The organism is Secundilactobacillus muriivasis, from assembly GCF_054785195.1.
The window spans coordinates 11862-28883 of the sequence record NZ_BAABMI010000036.1 but is presented as its reverse complement, the minus strand read 5'-3'; the positions used below and the strand labels follow the sequence as shown (position 1 = coordinate 28883).

At 49.9% G+C, this 17022-nt stretch carries 13 protein-coding genes; 3 read left to right on the top strand and 10 right to left on the bottom strand.

Annotated elements, in window-relative coordinates:
* Positions 1-10 precede the first annotated feature (10 nt).
* On the bottom strand, positions 11-751 hold the full coding sequence (gene nfsA, locus ACYVR3_RS09640) for an oxygen-insensitive NADPH nitroreductase (protein WP_461244067.1): 741 nt from the start codon (positions 749-751) through the stop codon (positions 11-13).
* Between the two features lie 158 nt (positions 752-909).
* Here nfsA and ACYVR3_RS09635 point away from each other — a divergent pair, with 158 nt between their 5' ends.
* Positions 910-2286, top strand: coding sequence for a hypothetical protein (locus tag ACYVR3_RS09635; RefSeq protein WP_461244066.1), 1377 nt, complete (start codon positions 910-912; stop codon positions 2284-2286).
* A 60-nt stretch (positions 2287-2346) separates the two neighbouring features.
* On the opposite strand, the gene ACYVR3_RS09630 is transcribed toward ACYVR3_RS09635, so the two are convergent.
* The 6 genes from ACYVR3_RS09630 to helD form a co-directional block, all read right to left on the bottom strand.
* Positions 2347-2709, bottom strand: coding sequence for a DUF1304 domain-containing protein (locus ACYVR3_RS09630; protein ID WP_461244065.1), 363 nt, complete (start codon positions 2707-2709; stop codon positions 2347-2349).
* Positions 2710-2790: 81 nt separating this feature from the next.
* Positions 2791-3327, bottom strand: a complete 537-nt coding sequence (locus ACYVR3_RS09625; RefSeq protein WP_461244064.1) for a MerR family DNA-binding transcriptional regulator — start codon at positions 3325-3327, stop codon at positions 2791-2793.
* Between the two features lie 12 nt (positions 3328-3339).
* Complete coding sequence (locus tag ACYVR3_RS09620) at positions 3340-4344, bottom strand: NAD-dependent epimerase/dehydratase family protein (protein WP_461244063.1); 1005 nt, start codon at positions 4342-4344, stop codon at positions 3340-3342.
* 203 nt (positions 4345-4547) lie between these two features.
* The gene (gene guaA, locus ACYVR3_RS09615; RefSeq protein WP_191982974.1) at positions 4548-6098 is read right to left on the bottom strand and encodes a glutamine-hydrolyzing GMP synthase; all 1551 of its coding nucleotides are present in this window, start codon (positions 6096-6098) and stop codon (positions 4548-4550) included.
* 230 nt (positions 6099-6328) lie between these two features.
* The gene (coaA, locus tag ACYVR3_RS09610) at positions 6329-7255 is read right to left on the bottom strand and encodes a type I pantothenate kinase (RefSeq protein ID WP_461244062.1); all 927 of its coding nucleotides are present in this window, start codon (positions 7253-7255) and stop codon (positions 6329-6331) included.
* A 529-nt stretch (positions 7256-7784) separates the two neighbouring features.
* The gene (helD, locus tag ACYVR3_RS09605) at positions 7785-10082 is read right to left on the bottom strand and encodes an RNA polymerase recycling motor HelD (RefSeq protein WP_461244061.1); all 2298 of its coding nucleotides are present in this window, start codon (positions 10080-10082) and stop codon (positions 7785-7787) included.
* A 457-nt stretch (positions 10083-10539) separates the two neighbouring features.
* Here helD and ACYVR3_RS09600 point away from each other — a divergent pair, with 457 nt between their 5' ends.
* Complete coding sequence (locus ACYVR3_RS09600) at positions 10540-12396, top strand: cation:proton antiporter domain-containing protein (protein ID WP_461244060.1); 1857 nt, start codon at positions 10540-10542, stop codon at positions 12394-12396.
* A gap of 16 nt (positions 12397-12412) precedes the next feature.
* On the top strand, positions 12413-13072 hold the full coding sequence (locus ACYVR3_RS09595; protein WP_461244059.1) for a histidine phosphatase family protein: 660 nt from the start codon (positions 12413-12415) through the stop codon (positions 13070-13072).
* A gap of 854 nt (positions 13073-13926) precedes the next feature.
* Here the strand turns inward: ACYVR3_RS09595 and ACYVR3_RS09590 are convergent.
* The 3 genes from ACYVR3_RS09590 to ACYVR3_RS09580 are packed head-to-tail and all read right to left on the bottom strand — an operon-like array spanning position 13927 to position 17018.
* Positions 13927-14886 carry an ABC transporter ATP-binding protein gene (locus ACYVR3_RS09590; protein WP_057151584.1) on the bottom strand — a complete coding sequence of 320 codons (960 nt, stop codon included), beginning with the start codon at positions 14884-14886 and terminating at the stop codon, positions 13927-13929.
* Positions 14886-15983: an ABC transporter ATP-binding protein gene (locus ACYVR3_RS09585; RefSeq protein ID WP_461244058.1), complete on the bottom strand. Its 1098-nt coding sequence runs from the start codon at positions 15981-15983 to the stop codon at positions 14886-14888. The genes ACYVR3_RS09590 and ACYVR3_RS09585 overlap by 1 nt, the downstream gene beginning before the upstream one ends.
* Before the next feature lie 12 nt (positions 15984-15995).
* A complete protein-coding gene (locus tag ACYVR3_RS09580) occupies positions 15996-17018 on the bottom strand; it encodes an ABC transporter permease (protein WP_461244057.1) in 1023 nt (340 codons plus the stop codon).
* Positions 17019-17022 lie beyond the last annotated feature (4 nt).

Below are 17022 nucleotides of genomic sequence, written 5' to 3'. Positions count from 1 at the left end.
TTCACTCCCATTAGTGTTTTGCCCAGCCATGCCGGTTCAAATAGTCCTTCATAAACGTCCGCGGCAAGCGCCGTAAACTTCCCAGTGCCGTTTGGGCCCACGAACCCGGCTTCTTGTGACCATTTCGAGTCGCGTAGTAGTGGGCGGTCTCCTCCTCGTATTTGGCCATCAATTCAGCCGGTTTCTGCTGATAACCGTTGACGTGGTAGACTTCCTCAAACGGCAGTCGAGGCTTCAAGTCGTTCTTCTCGGTCGGATAACCAATCACGAGGCCAAACAGTGGCGTGACGTGGTCAGGGATGTTAAGTAGTGGCGAAATACCTTCGATACCATCACGAATGCCACCCGAAAAACAAACACCCAGTCCCATCGACTCAGCCGCAATCACCATGTTTTGTGCTGCCAAACTCGCGTCAATGGCACCTACCATGACGGCATCGATCCCTTCAATCGTCTCAGTGATCGGAATAGCCACCCGTTCAGCCATTTTAGCGTGGCGGTTAAAATCACCACAGAAGATGAACAGATTGCCACCCTTGCCTACAAAAGATTGGCCATCAGCTAGTGGCATGATTTTTTGCCGTAGCGCCGGATCATCGATGCCGATGATGGCATAGGCCTGCTGATAACTGGCGGTTGAGGCCGCCTGTGCTGCTAAGACTAGCGTTTTGATTTGGTCTGCTGATAGTGTCTCATCCGTAAACGATCTGACTGATACGTGGTTTCTGATTAAGTTGATAGTTGGATTCACGATTTCTCCCCGTTTCGATAGCTTTCTCTCAAGTTTAAGGTAGCATTTTTCAAACGCAGCGGTCAATTAGTTTCTCATTGCCCCATAGCTCGGGTTGCATCAAACGCGATATTCCGGTAACTTAGTCCTATCTAGAACAAACACCCAGGAGGCCATCCATGCTGATTACCGATACCAACGCCCTAAGACAGGCGCTGAATAAGCTCAAAAAAGCAGATCTAATCGATAAAATTCTCGACATCGCCAATCAAAATGACATCATCGGTCACTCGCTAATCGAACAATATCTACCGCCGAAACAAACCACTCAACCACCATTCAATTTAACTGGATTTACGGAACATCTTAGCGAAGACCATTACTTTGACGCTGACGATTATTACACTGACGATTTATATTTCGATGAGCAAGAGGACTTCGATGATGATCTCGATGACATTAAACGCTACGTCACCACCCTCATCGATCGATTATCAACAGACCCACTAGCGTTTCTACCGGAAGTGCTACTACTCAGCATGACACGAACGCGACTTAATGAGATGTACGAACCCAACGCTACAACGAATAGTATTGCCAATCTCATTGAAACTGAGGTTCAACTACTTCAAGCTCTGAACGAATCAACTCAAAACCAAATTCGTAAAATCATCTTAACTCACTTTAAACAGTTCACAACCAAATACCCTTGGCCAACGCCCATCCGTGCACTCGATGGCTTTCTCACCTTCTTTGGCCCCGATGATAGCCCAACGTTAGAAGCTGCTGCAAACCAGTATGCCCAAACTTTAGATGATCCGAACCCCTATCCATTCGTGACATCCGTTCTCAACGACCTCCACGTCGATCTCTTACTGGCACAAGGGGACGTTGAAACCGCTAAGCAGTTTACGGAACTGTATTTCGCTGATATAGGCATGCAGCAAAGACGCCTAGCGCTTATTAAGGCAGAAGCTGATTTCCAATCACTAGAACGACTCGCTGATCAGAGTAGTATTTTTGCATGGCAAGAATCCTTAATTGAGCACTACCGTCAGATTCAGGACTATCCAAAATTAGCTGGTGTTCTAGAGAAAAAGTTTTTCGAACAGGATACCTTCGATGCTTTTCAAACCCTTCGTGGGGTTCTCAAACAGGCCTCACTATGGGACACGCAACGAGAGCACTTGCTGAACCGAATTATGACGACTGTTTTTTCGACCACTGCGGCCGAAATCTTTACGGATGAACACGAGTATGACCGATTGTTTACCCTGTTATCTAAATACCCTGACGACTTTGAATTATTGATTGCCAATGGTGCAACCGCCTACCCAAGTCACCCAACTCAGGTCACGGCATTGTTTCTCAATTGTCTTAACAGCCGAGTTCAGAGTGCCAATAGGCGTAGTGCCTATTACCACCTTGGCCGAATTTTGACGGCATTTGCCAAAACGGGAAACGTGAAACTTGCCGACCAATGGCGGACCAAAGTGATCGCACAGTATCCAAGACGAACCGCTATGCACGATGAACTCTTAAAACTCAATTTTTAGACTAAAAAAGCGATTATAGTGGACCAATTCGTCCGCCATAATCGCTTTTTCAACTTCTGGTTAAACAAACAAACTCACCAACGCCACCAACCCCGGCAACGCCTGAATCAAAAAGATTTTCTTCGTGGCAGTAAACCCACCATACAAACCAACCACCAGCACAAACGCACTCAGCAGCCGGAACGCCATCACCTGCGCACTACCGCTAAACAACACTAAACTCAACAGAAACAGCACGCCCAGCATCCCGTTATAGATGCCTTGATTTTTCAGCGCCGTTTGCGCCTCTGGTTGGTGAACAAAGCGTTCTGGCATACCGAAGCTCTTAGCCTGGGTGGCCGGTGACGCAAACATTTCCAACCCCATAATGCCGATGTGCAGGATACCTAAGATGACGACTAAAATTAAACTAACGATGTTCACTTTCCCCTACTCCTTTGATCAATCAGATTTTGCAACTACGACCCAGTATAGCATCCCTGACTCAATCGGTACCACTTCTGATCAATCTTGAACCGTACCGTACAACCGCACAACTCGTGAAATCACCGGCCAATCTTCGGCCGCAAACCAATCAACTTCACCGCTACCCGCCAGCGTCAACTCAAGCGCACTATCAGGCGCTGATGACCGTATTTTTCCATCAACAAACTTTCGAATCACCGTTCGAGCATGTTGCCTCGACTCAATTTCGGGTTGCCGATAAATGCGTTCTTTAATTGCAATCATCAACAGCCCCATCTGCAAGTCGACCGCTTGCGCCAACAAGCGCTGTTTCTGCTTTTCAATTAAGTCCAATTTACGATTACGAGCGGTGTCATCCGTAACCGGCGCCATCACCGAAGCGATTTCTTTAACACCAAGGCCTAAATGCCGAAAACAGATCACCATCTCCAAATCACTGCAATCAACTTCGTTAAATTGCCGATAACCACTACTGTTACGCGTTAACCGTGGCAACAATCCGAGTTCATCGTAGTAACGCAAAGTCGCCACCGAAACGCCGTATCGTTTTGACACTTGTTGGATGCTTTCACTCATCACGCACACTCCTTACTTCAATAGCCCCCAATCTTTCAGACTGGCTACACTATCGGTCATCGTTTCCTGCCAAGGACGCGTCTGCCATTGCAGGTCGTTTTGAACTTGCGTCCGGTTATGCCAATAGCTAACGCCTAATTGCGGCAATAACTGTCGCAAGGCTGGCTGAATTCTAGCAGCAACTTTGATGGCCCAATTGGGAACCGTCAGTGCCAACTTCTTATTTCGAAGACCAGCTTGCTGATAAGCACGCACGATCTGTGGAAAAGTTGTCGGCTCACTCCCCACATTATACCGCTTGCCGACTGCAGTTGAGGTCGTTAATGCCAACCGCATGGCAACTGCCAAGTCACGCACATCCGTCACCTCAATGTTGACCTGTGGTACCAACGGCATTTGAACCAGTTCACTTACCAACGCGTTGCTACTTTGGACATGCGGATCAAGCAATGGTCCGAAAATACCACCCGGTAATAGCGTCGTTAACGCAAGTCCATTGTCTTTCGCAAATTCCCACGCCGCTTTTTCGGCTTCTACCTTCGACACGTAGTAGGGCACGAGTTCGGGGTTACGCATATCCGTCCAGTAATCATTACCGAGCTCAACGGCGCCGACCGAGCGTGGTGCTGTGGCAGCTGCCTGTGAGCTGATCATTACAATTCTTTTAACACCAGCGACTTTAGCACCATTCAGTACATTTAGGGTGCCACCTTTCGCAACCTTAACCAGTTCGGCAACCGTTTCGGTCCCGTTTCCGAGTGGAGAAGCCACGTGAAACACAGCATCTGCTCCCACCAAATTATCCGCCCAGCCATCAGCACTGGTTAAATCGGCTTGAAAAAACGATAACTGAGTCAGACCTTCAGCCGAAACCTGCCGACCAACTGCAGTTCGAACCTTTGTCGCTTTGGCCAAATCTCTCAAACTGGCATGCACCTGATAACCATGATTCAATAAATCACTGATTACCCACTCTGCCACGTACCCAGAACCGCCCGTTACAATCATTTTTTTCATTTACTCATCCTCCTAATCTATACTGACACTTTAAACGGTCAAGTGCACTTGAGGGCAAGCGGTATTTAAAAATTCTGCTCAATAAACTTTCAAAACAACATAAAAAAGCTACCGTAGGCACCTATCGCTAAGTACTCACAGTAGCTTTCAAATTTCATCTTAATCATTTACCGAGCAAGAACTCAGCCTAAGAAACTAGGCGTTTATTCCCACTCAATAGTCGAAGGTGGCTTACTCGTAACATCATACACGATGCGGTTAACGTGCTTCACTTCGTTAACGATTCGCGTACTGATTTGAGCTAAGACTTCGTATGGAATGTGTGCGAAGTCGGCAGTCATCCCATCGATAGACGTTACGGCCCGGATACCAACGGTGTAATCGTAGGTCCGGCCGTCACCCATGACACCGACTGAACGGATCCCTGGTAAGACGGTGAAGTATTGCCAGATGTCGCGGTCTAAGCCGGCTTTTTTGATTTCTTCCCGGAGGATTAAGTCACTATCACGGACGATTTCGAGCTTTTCTTCGGTGATTTCACCGATAACCCGAATGCCCAGACCAGGACCAGGGAATGGTTGGCGCCATACTAAGTCGGATGGCATGCCTAACTTTTCACCTAATTCACGGGCTTCATCCTTGAAGAGTGAACGCAGTGGTTCGATCAATTGGAAGTGCATGTCTTCTGGCAAACCGCCCACGTTATGGTGAGACTTGATGGTTTGCGCCGTGTCGGTCCCACTTTCAATCACGTCGGTGTACAACGTACCTTGAGCCAAGAAGTCGATGCCGTCCAGCTTTTGGGCTTCATCATTGAAGACTTGGATAAACTCGTTACCAATGATTTTCCGCTTCTTTTCAGGTTCACTGACACCAGCCAGCTTCGACAAGAACCGTTCTTGGGCGTTGACTTGGATAATGTTCAACCCGAACTTACCCTTCAAACTGTCCATCACTTGTTCTGCTTCACCCTTCCGCAACAGACCGTGGTCAACGAAGATGCTGGTCAGTTGGTTACCAATGGCTTTGTGCAAGAGCACGCCAACCACTGAGGAATCAACCCCACCAGACAAGCCCAAGAGGACCTTCTTGTCACCGACAGTTTCGCGGATGTGTTGAATTTGTAAATCAATGAAGTCATCCATTGACCAGTTTGCTTCGGCGCCACAGACGTCAAAGGCGAAGTGCTTCAGGATCTCGTTACCGTAATCGGTGTTTCGAACTTCGGCGTGGAATTGAATCCCGTAGAAGTTGCGGGTGGTATCCTGCATCGCAGAGATTGGACATTCAGGGCTGGTTGCGACAGCTTCAAACCCTTCAGGTACCTTGGTTACCAAGTCACCATGGCTCATCCAAACGTTTTGTTCCTTGGGTGTGTTGGCAAATAACTTGGCATCATCACTGGTAACCGTGATCGCTGCCCGGCCGTATTGGCCATTATCTGAGTCCACTTGACCATTCAGCGTGTAAGCCATCAACTGCATCCCGTAGCAGATCCCCAAAATCGGAATCCCTAACTCGAACAGTTCTGGGTCCACCCGCAGTGCGTCCTTAGCGTACACACTGTTTGGGCCACCAGAAAAGATGATCCCCTTAGGATTAAGGGCTTTGACTTCGGCCGCCGTGATCTTATGGGACATCAATTCGGAATAGATGCCTAAATCACGGATCCGTCGTGTAATCAATTGGTTGTACTGGCTACCAAAGTCCAGCACAATGATCTTATCAAAGGACGATAAATCCACCTTTGCCAATCCGTTCACTCCTTTTTATTAAACCTGAAATTATCACTATGCCACTATCATACGGGTATTTCGAATGCCGGTCAATTAAAATTAGCAACTTTTTATTGTTCGGCTTTCTCCAACCGGATTTTTTAAGCAAATTCATGGTAACTGGCTGAATTGAAAGCGTTTCACTCAACTTGTTCGGTTTAACGTTAATTTCTCATTATTCGGCTAGACCAAAATCGGTAACGCACACATTACGATTTCCGTAACATCACCCGGTCGATCATGTGGGCATCACCCTTATGAATGATCATGTCCGCTCGACTTCTGGTTGGGAGAATGTATTCTTCCAAGTTCGGCAGGTCAATCGTATTCCAGATGTGCTTAGCCGCTGCCACTGCGGTATCCAGATCACCCTCGGTATAGTGATGATAGTAGTTATCCGGATCATCCGCCGCCAGCGTCAACAACGCCTTAAACCGTTCCAAATACCACGTTTCAATCATATCCGGCTCTGCGTCCACGTAAATCGAAAAGTCGGTAAAGTCCGACACGTAGATTTGTTCGGTACTTGGCAGTTGTAGGGTGTTGATCCCTTCAACGATCAACACGTCGGGCTGAACGATTTCTTGCACCTCATCCGGCACGATATCGTACACCTTGTGGGAGTAGACTGGCACTTCCATAACTTTCTTACCGGATTTGACGTTATTCAAGAACTTAATCAGCGCCTTCATGTCATAGCTTTCCGGGAACCCTTTCCGGTCGAGGATCCCGCGTTTCTTTAACTCAGCCGTCGAATACAAGAACCCATCCGTCGTGATCAACTCCACCCGCTGATCGCCAAAAAAGTGGTTCATCAGTACCTTCAGCAGCCGGGCAGTGGTACTCTTCCCCACCGCCACACTCCCGGCGATTCCGATAATGTAGGGCACGTGCCGCGCTTTTTGCCGCAGAAACTTCGCCTTCACGCTCTGCCAGTGATCAAACTGGTTGATCTCCAAGCCGAGGAAGTGGATCAGCGGAATATAAATATCTTGCACGTCCTGCACCGAAATCTGGTCGTTGAACGCTTGAATCTGCTTCAAACTAGCCTGTGTCAGGGGCACCGACGCGTCTTGGTAAAAATCACGCCACTCTGCCTTGGTAAAACTATCATAGTTAATTAAATCATTCGTCATCAGTGTCCGCCTCAATCCGTTCGTTGCAAAATGCATTGTGTTTATTATACATGAAGCGCTATCATTTTTGTAGAGAGTGTGAAAAGTTGCGGGTAGATCCCAGAATATAAGTAACGGGCACCGCGAACTCCCGGGCTTTGGGAGTTCGTGGTGCCCGTTACTTATATGGCCGGGGTCTGCAACTTTTCACACGTTTAGGCTATATAACAGTCTCGAGGTGAAAGTAACCTCATCAACAATCTTCAGTTAAGAAGTCAGTTCGATTCTTACCAATAGAAAACTCCGAACCATGCGCCGCGAATTCCCAAGTTTTGGAAGTTCGTGGTATCCACTACTTATATGGCCGAGGTCTGCAACTTTTCACACGTTTAGGCTATATAACAGTCTCGATGTGAAAGTAACCTCATCAATAATGTCCAGTTAAGAAGTCAGTTCGATACTTACCAAGCCAAACAGTTGCGCTAGCTAACCCCATCGAAACACTCGCAAGCGTACCAATGCAGTTAAATCAAATAGTCAGGTCAGCAACCTACCCCTCCAACACATACTCCTCAGCCGGCACCGTCCCAAACAACGGCGACAACTCACCAGTCGCCAAAACGGTCAACTGATGCATCGCCCGTGAGCAAATCGTATACAGCAATTGCCGTTCACCATCATCAAAGTAAGTCTTCTTAGAAGCTTCCCAAACGATGACCGCATCGAATTCCAACCCCTTAGCGAGGAAGGATGGCACGATGATCACGCCGGGCGCCAAACGTTGGTTTTCGGATTGAATCAACGTGACTTTCACGCCATCGGCTTGAAGTCGGTCAGCTAAGGCGCGGCAGTCAGCTAAGGATTTGCCAATAATGGCCGTGGTTTCCTTGGCGGCGTTGTTGGCGTCCAGCTGCTGCTTCAAGCGCGCAATCGTGCTTTCCGCATCCGCCGAAACGCTCACCACTGGTAGCGCCCCGCTTCGATTGAACGCCGTCACGGCTTCCCCGTTCACCAGAATGTGGCGGGTGAAGTCGGTGATCTGCTGCGTTGACCGGTACGATTGGGTCAATTGAACGACCCGGGTCTTCTCCGGATCAAACATCGTGCTCAGTTCGCTCAACAGCGTGCGACTGTTTTCCTTGGTGAAGATGGCTTGGTTCAAGTCCCCCAGCAGCGTGAAGCGGGCCCGTGGGAAACTGAACTTCAGGAACGCCAATTGGAACGGCGTGTAATCCTGAATTTCGTCAATGAACACGTACCGCATATCGCGTTCGCCGTGCTTACCAGTGATCTTATCGTACAAGTAGAGGTAGGCTGAGACATTGCTCAACGTAATGTGCCGGTTTTTCAGGCTATCAACCGCCCGCGCAACACTAGCCTTCCAGTCCTCGCGACTGATGCCAAATGCTGGCAAGTCAATGATAGCTGGCATCGAACGCAGCATGTGCACGAACTGCGCGTTGATACTCAAGAATAGGTTCCGCACCACCGCTTGACGAATTGGCGTAAAGGCCTTCATAACGATCTTCCGTGCTAAGAACTGAAATTCCTTATCTTCGGATTCAAATTCGCGCGGTTGGTTGTCAAACAGGTTATCGAGGTCTTCTTTGCTGAGGCTTTGAACGGCTTCTTCGACCCACTTCGTCCGCATTTCGGCACTGATCCGGCGGTTTAATTGTTTGATCAACTGTTCGCGGGTCCCGTCTAGGCGGTTCCCTAAGCGATAGTTTTCATTAAAGCTATAGTAGATTTCCGCAATCTTTTCCTTGGTGAAGAATGGTTTACCCCGGAAATTGATGTTCTTGAAGATCATGTCTTCCTTTTCCAGATGGTTGGCGTAAGCGGTCACGGCATCAAAGAAGTCTAAGCTGCCCTTCAGCGAATCGATTCGCTTTTGCGCATCCGTGTAATCTTCGCTAAACCGCTGTGACAACGTTTCGATCGCCAACTTCGGTACCCGGCGACCCGAGTACTGGTAATACGTCATCTGAACCATGTTTTGTTCGCCAAGTTCAGGCAACACTTGGTCGATGTAATCGTTAAATAACTGGTTGGGTGAGAAAAGCACCACTTGACCAGCCGTTAACTTGCCCCGGTACCGGTACAGCAGGTAAGCCACCCGTTGTAACACGGCTGCCGTTTTCCCGGAACCAGCGGCCCCTTGAACGAACAGCAGATCCGACTTGGTGTCTCGAATAATTTGGTTTTGCTCTTTTTGAATGGTGGTGACGATACTCTTCATCTTGGTGTCAGACTGTTCGCTCAAAGCGTCCAACAGCATCTGATCACCAACGGCTTCTTCGGTATCGAACACCGTTTTAATGGTTGCGTCTTCAATTTGGAACTGGCGTTTTAATTTCACCGTAACGGTCTGTTCACCATCCGGCGTCTGGTAGGTCACATCGCCCAGCCCACCGTCATAATAAACACTAGAAATTGGCGCCCGCCAGTCATATACTAGGAAGCGATCCGGCTCGTCTGAAAATGACGCTAAGCCGATGTAGATTGTTTCACTGCGATCTTCGCCCGCTTCGTGAAAATCGATGCGCGCAAAGTAGGGTGTTTTTTCCATTTTCTTTAACGTGGCCAACTCGTTTGTAGCGTGTTGCCAGCTGTGTTGCCGTTCGCCCAGTAGCTGTTGTTGCTGCCGAACGGAAAGGGCCGTCTCCATCATGCCGCCGTATGAATCGGTCTTCAATCGGAGCTCATTTGAGAAATTATCACGAATGGCTGTTTCGTCCGAAGCTGCTTGATCGATCCGCTCTTGTGATTTGGTCTGAGCCACCTTGATCTTATCAACTACTGAATCGAGATGGGCTTGCTCTTGTTGCTTAATTGTCGCTGCCATAATGAACCTCCAATCGTGAATTTCGATGTATAAGTGTAACACGTTTAGAGTGCGGAGGGAAGCGTTTAGATAGCGGAGTGTAAGGCAATTAGGCAAAAAGCCCCGGGCTTGGGCATTTTGCCTAATTGCCTTACATGCAGCTATCTGCTTCCCGCCGCACGTTTCGGCGCGGCAGCCAGAAACATCAATGACGACAACCCCTCTATTGTATTGACTACTAAAAAATCCAATCATCCTCGCGACGAAAACAACGTTGCCTGAACGCTCGTCGCCAATCACAAAAATGGAAAGCAATCCTCACGTTGCAAAGAAAGTGCCCCCAACTTACCAAAAACATCAGCCCCAATGCTGCCGAACACAAAGCAGCCTCAACACACATCATCTTCACCACCACCTAACCCGCACCACCCCAAATAGCTCACACAAAATACCAAATTCACCAAGGAAGTGTCAACCAATGGACCAAATCTCCTTAGTCATCATCTTACTAGCCGCTCTGCTCATCCCACTGATCATGGCGCGCTTCAAACTCACGCTGCTGCCAACCGCCGTCATCGAAATCATCGTCGGCGTGATTCTCGGCCCCAGCGTGTTCGACCTGATTACAGCCAACACGACCCTCGACCTCCTCAAAAACGTCGGCGTCATCGTGCTGTTGTTCCTCAGTGGCCTAGAAATCGACTTTAGCCTGTTTCGAAAGCGAAACACTGAACTCACCCCGCTGGAACAAAAGCAGGCCTTAGACGCGCCGAAATACTCGCCAGTGGCCCTAGCCTTCATCAGTTACGGCACCATCGTTGTTTTATCAATCGGTCTCGGCTGGCTGCTGCAAGCCACCGGCTTCTTCAGCGACATGTGGTTATCAGCGATCCTCTTCATGACCATTTCACTGGGCATCGTGATTGCGGCACTCAAGGAAAAGGAACTCCTCAGTCGCCCATTCGGTCAAACCGTGCTTCTGATCTCCGCGTTAGGTGAAGTCGTGCCCATGCTGGGACTGACCTTTTACGCCTCGGTCTACAGCCCAACCTCCAAGTCACTGTGGCTGTTACTGCTGATTCTTCTCGCCGCAGCCGCTCTCGTTTGGCGGTTCAAAGCCTTCTTCAAGTTCTTCGACCGCATCAACAAGTCCACCACTCAACTGGACGTTCGCCTCTCATTCTTCGTCATCGTTGCGCTGGTCACCACCGCTGAATCGGTTGGGGCTGAAGGCATCCTTGGCGCCTTCCTCGCCGGGATCGTCATCAAGTTACTCGAACCCCATGAAGAAACCAAAGTGCGTCTGGATTCCATCGGCTACGGCTTCTTCATTCCGATTTTCTTCATCATGAGTGGCGTGGGGCTCAACCTGCGCACCCTGCTGAACGACCGGCAAACGTTGATCCTGATCCCGGTATTTCTCATCGCCTACTTCGTGGCCAAACTGGCGGTCTTCCCGGTGCTGAAACTACGCTTTAAAACGGCAAATGCCTTCGCGGGCGCTGCCATGACCAGCACGACTTTGACCGTGGTTTTAGCCATCCTGCAAGTTGCCGAACACCTGCACAAAATCACCAGTCAGCAGTCCGGCGCCTTTCTGTTAGCCGCCATCATCACCTGCGTGGTCGGGCCGCTCCTCTTCAACAAGCGCTATTCAACTGAGGCTGCAGACCAGAAGCCAACCACGGTGCATTTTATCGGCACCAACCTCTTAACCGTTCCAGTTGCCCAACAGTTGGCCAAATCCTGGTATGATATTCATATGTATACTGACCAGGAGCCGAACTACCGGGCCTTTAATAGTGAAACCGACGTGCACCTACTGAAAAACTTAGTGCCGGACGACCTCGTTGCTGAAAACGTCTTTGACGCCGACATCGTGGTGCTGGGGCAGAGTAACTCTAAGGAAAACTACCGACTCGCTAAGGCGGCTAAACAATATGGTGTCAACCGCGTCATTGCCCGGTTCGAAGACCCTAACATTCTCGATGAGCGAAAAGAAACGCTGGTCAAAATGGGCGTGGAAGTTTACAGCACCCCAGACGTCAACATCAGCATGCTTCGCGGGCTGATTGAAACGCCATCGACCATTCAACTGCTCACTGCTACCGAATCCGGCGTCTTCGAAGTTCAACTCCGGAATCACAAGTATACCGATATTCAGATTCGCAACCTGCCGTTCATCGACGACATCACCATCTCCCAAATCTACCGGGAGAAGCGCTTTGTTCGCCCAAGTGGTGATACCCCGTTGAAGCTGAACGACCGCATTTTATTCACCAGCAGTAAAGCCGAAGCTCCCCGCATCCGTCGGGAACTTGGCAAATTGAACTAACTCAGGAGGAACTTTCATGACAACCTTTAACATCTACCTCGTCCGCCACGGCCAAACGTATTTGAACAAATACCACCGGCTCCAAGGCTGGATCGACGCACCGCTGACTGAAACTGGCTTGGCCGACATCGCCCACGCGGGTGACCGCCTCAGCAAAATTACCTTCGACCAAGCCTACACCAGCGACCTACCCCGCGCCCGCCAAACAGCCGAAGCTATCTTGGCCCGCAATCCTAGCCCGTTGACTACGGCGATTCCAAATACCGCTTTCCGGGAAGAAAACTTCGGCTATTACGAAGGCAACGACGACGTGGCAACGTGGCACTTGGTTGGCGGTCCTGAAGCGCATAACACCTTCAACGACTTGATCAGCACCTACTCCATCGAAACCATCAAGGACATGTTACACGACCTCGACCCAACCGGTGACGCCGAAACCAACGCCCAATTCTGGGCGCGGCTCCAGCCCGGGTTCGACACCGTCATCGCCAACGCCAATGATGGCGACAACGTCCTGATCACCTCCCACGGCACCACCATCCGCAGTATCGTCTCCCGCTTCGCGCCGGACATCGACATTGCGGTCTCAGCTCTGAACGGTGCCGTCACTAAACTCACCGTCACAGACGGCCAGATCAGCGTTGATTACTACAACAATGCGGATCAGGAACTTTAATCTTAATCTAGCTAACCGCCACTCGTTCAATTACGGGTGGCGGTTTTTGTTTGATGATTTGTGAAGTTGGGCTTCATCGACGCGTTAATCATGGTTGATATTGTGGGCACAGCCGGTCGGTCAGAAAATTTGGGCGCTGGAACGCCGTGGGCACGATTCTGAGCCGAAACCCGCGTCTCAGAATACGGCCTTTTACTAGTCTGGCAAGGACCGCCAGCCAAGTAAAATTTCACGGCTGAGGCCCAATTTTCTGACCGACCTCTTGTTTGCGAGTTGTCGGCAGCAGGACCGCGCTCCCGAAAATTTATCATGAAGGGCTAAACTGTCGCACGCTGACAATTGCGAACATCTCAGTAAACGTTGAATGACAACGTTACAGCATTGCGTCATCAGTGCATTCAAACGCGTTAAGTCAACGTTCAGAACAAGACGATGTTTGCTCATCGCGATTCCGAAGCATTGACTGCTGACCAGCGCTTGCGATTTATCGAATTAACGCCAGTCGTTACAATACTGCAACAAGCCGTTCAGCTAAGCACTTGAGATGATTCGCGATAGTACCGAATTGCACCACGTAAGATGGAGGTAGGCGGTTAGGTTCCTGCTGTGCCGCGATGATTGGTGGTTGATGGCGGGCTTCCAGCAACCGCCAATCATCGGGGACGAAGTTAAGACTCGCGCGGGCTTTGGCGAGGCTTAACTTCGAGGTCTGAGACCGCCCTTCGGCTCAGGCCGGTCCCCACAGCTGGAACCTAACCGCCTGCCGGAATCGAAAGATTACGCAAATCACCGCACTTCACACAACAAAAAAAGCCGAACCCAGACACAGGTTCAGCTTCCCAGTTGCTGTTTAGTTAGACCAGCTCCAGACCCATCTTTTTCGCGCGGTCGCGATACATTGGAATTTCGTCTTCACTGGCTTGGACGAAGTGGTGTGGCGCAATCTCAACGAGTTCACGCTTCTTAGAGCCATCTTCGTATTTTGGATCATAGTCAATTTGGGTCCGGGTCCGCTCGTACTCTGGATCAGGTACGGGAACGGCGGACAGAAGGCTCTTGGTGTAGTCGTGCAACGGGTGGTTATAGACTTCATCCGCTGTGCCGACTTCCAGCATCCGGCCGTAGTGCAACACGCCGATGCGGTCACTGATGTATTTGACCATCGATAAATCATGGGCGATGAACAGGTACGTCAAGTGACGTTCCCGCTGGAGCTGCTTCATCAAATTGACCACTTGGGCTTGAATCGACACGTCCAACGCGGAGATTGGTTCGTCGGCGATGATGAACTTGGGTTGCACGGCCAACGCCCGGGCGATCCCGATCCGTTGTCGTTGCCCACCAGAGAATTCGTGGGGGTAACGACTAGCGTGGTCGCGGTTTAACCCAACCGTTTCCAGCAGGTCAGCCACTTGCTTGCTTCGATCATCGTCGTCCTTAGCCAAATGGTTGATGTCGATGCCTTCAGCGATGATATCCTTGACCTTCATCCGCGGGTTCAACGATGCGTACGGATCTTGGAAGATCATCTGCATGTCACGCCGGAATTGTTGCATCTTTTGCTTATCGCGCATCCCGATCACTTCTTGGTCGTTGAACTTAATCGACCCGCTCGTTGGCGTGTACAGGTGAATGATCGCCCGCCCAGCCGTGGTTTTCCCAGAGCCAGATTCGCCAACTAACCCGAACGTTTCACCCTCGTAGATGTCAAAGGAGATATCATCGACGGCTTTCACTTCGTCCTTTTTGCCAACGTTAAAATACTGCTTGAGGTGCTTGACTTCCAAGACTTTTTTACGGTTTAGCTCGTCCATTATTGCTGCTCCTCCTGTTCTTGAACTTGGTGGTGCAGGTCAGCATCGGCGAGTTGTTGTTGCAACTTCGCAAACTGCTCTTGGCGCTGTAAGATTTGAACCGGTGGCGTTACCTTTGGTGCATCCGGATGGAGCAACCAGGTTGCCGCATAGTGGGTTGGTGACACCTTGAAGAACGGTGGTTCCTTTTCGGTATCAATCTTCAACGCATATGGGTTCCGGGCCGCAAAGGCGTCCCCAGCTGGTGGATCCAGTAAGTCTGGTGGCGTCCCTGGAATCGATGGTAATTCCTCACCATTGGTATCCAAGGTTGGCATTGAACTCAACAGACCCCAAGTGTAGGGGTGCTTTGGGTTGTAGAAGATTTCGTCAACTGTACCGTCTTCCACAATTTTACCGGCATACATCACCGCCACGCGGTCGGCCATTCCGGCCACCACGCCTAAATCGTGGGTGATGAAGATGATCGAGGTTGAGATCTTATCTTGTAATTCGCGCATCAAATCCAAGATTTGAGCTTGAATCGTCACGTCCAACGCGGTAGTTGGTTCGTCGGCAATCAGGATTTCGGGATAGTTAATCAACGCAATCGCGATCACGATCCGTTGGCGCATCCCACCTGAGAATTGGTGCGGGTAGTCGTTGATCCGGTGCTCAGCATCCGTGATGCCAACCAGCTTCATCATTTCCAGCGCCTGCGCCATTGCCTTATCCTTTTTGACGCCTTTGTGGACCATTAGTGGTTCGGCGATTTGACGGCCGATCCGCATGGTTGGGTCCAGTGAGGTCATTGGATCTTGGAAGATTTGGGCGATTTGCGCGCCCCGGAGGTTTTCAAGTTCCTTTTGCGACATCTTTAAAATATCTTTGCCGTGAAAATCAACTTCGCCGCCAGCAATTTCAGCGTTGTTGGCTAACAGGCCCATGATCGACCGGGTGGTGACGGTTTTACCCGACCCAGATTCCCCGACGATGGCGAGCGTTTCGCCCTTCTTCAAATCGAAGCTGACATTACGAATCGCCTTGACCGTCCCAGCGTAGGTCTTAAAGTTAATTTTGAGGTCCTTCACGGACAAAATGGTTTCGTTACTTTCCATTTCAGGGTTCACCTACTCTTTCGTTTGCGGATCAAAGGCATCCCGAAGGCCATCGGCGAAAACGTTAAAGGCAATCATGATGATCGACAGCACGATTGCTGGATACCACATTTGATACGGCAAGAATTGGAAGTTCTTCTGCCCATCGTTCAGCAAGGTCCCAAGGGAAGCCTTTGGTGAACTGATCCCGATCCCAACGTAGGATAGGAACGCTTCGAAGAAGATGGCACTTGGAATGGTAAACATCGTTTGAATGATAATGATACTTGAGAGGTTCGGCAGTAAGTGTTTGAAGGCGATCTTGATGGAACTTTCGCCCAGCGTCTTAGCCGCTAACACGTACTCTTGCTCCTTTAACTCCAACGTCTGCGCCCGAATCAGCCGGGCCATGGTGGTCCAACTTGAAAAGGCAATGGCGATCGTAATCGACATCATCCCGGGTTTTAACACCAGGATCAACAGCACAACGACAACCAGGTTGGGAATCGACATGATGATTTCGATGATCCGTTGCATCAAGTTATCGACCCAGCCGCCCTTCCAGCCTGAGAAGAGGCCGAAGGTAACCCCGAATAACAGGTCAACCATGGTCGCAACCACGGCAACGGTCAGTGAGATTCGAGTCCCGTAAAGGATCCGAGATAACATATCCCGACCAAGGTAGTCGGTCCCTAACCAGTAGTGCACGTGACTCGCAGCCCCGGCAGCTTGGTAAGCATCAACTCGAGAACCAGCTTGTACCAACGTCCCGTTAAAGCCGTTGATGTCGATGCCCGGCCACTTTGGTGGTAAGTTCGCAAACTGTGGGTGAACCGCATTGGGATCATGTGGTGAAATGAACGCTGACCCAAACGCCATGACGAAGAAGAGAATCAGTAAAATCATGGCAATAATGGCACCCTTATTTTTCTTCAACCGCCGCCAAGCATCCTGCATAAACGTCAGGTTAGGCGCGGCAATTTTTTCACTGTCTAAGTGTTTTGACTTATCTAACGGTTCAAAACTATCTGCTGGCAGTTTAACTTCATCAGCCATTTAT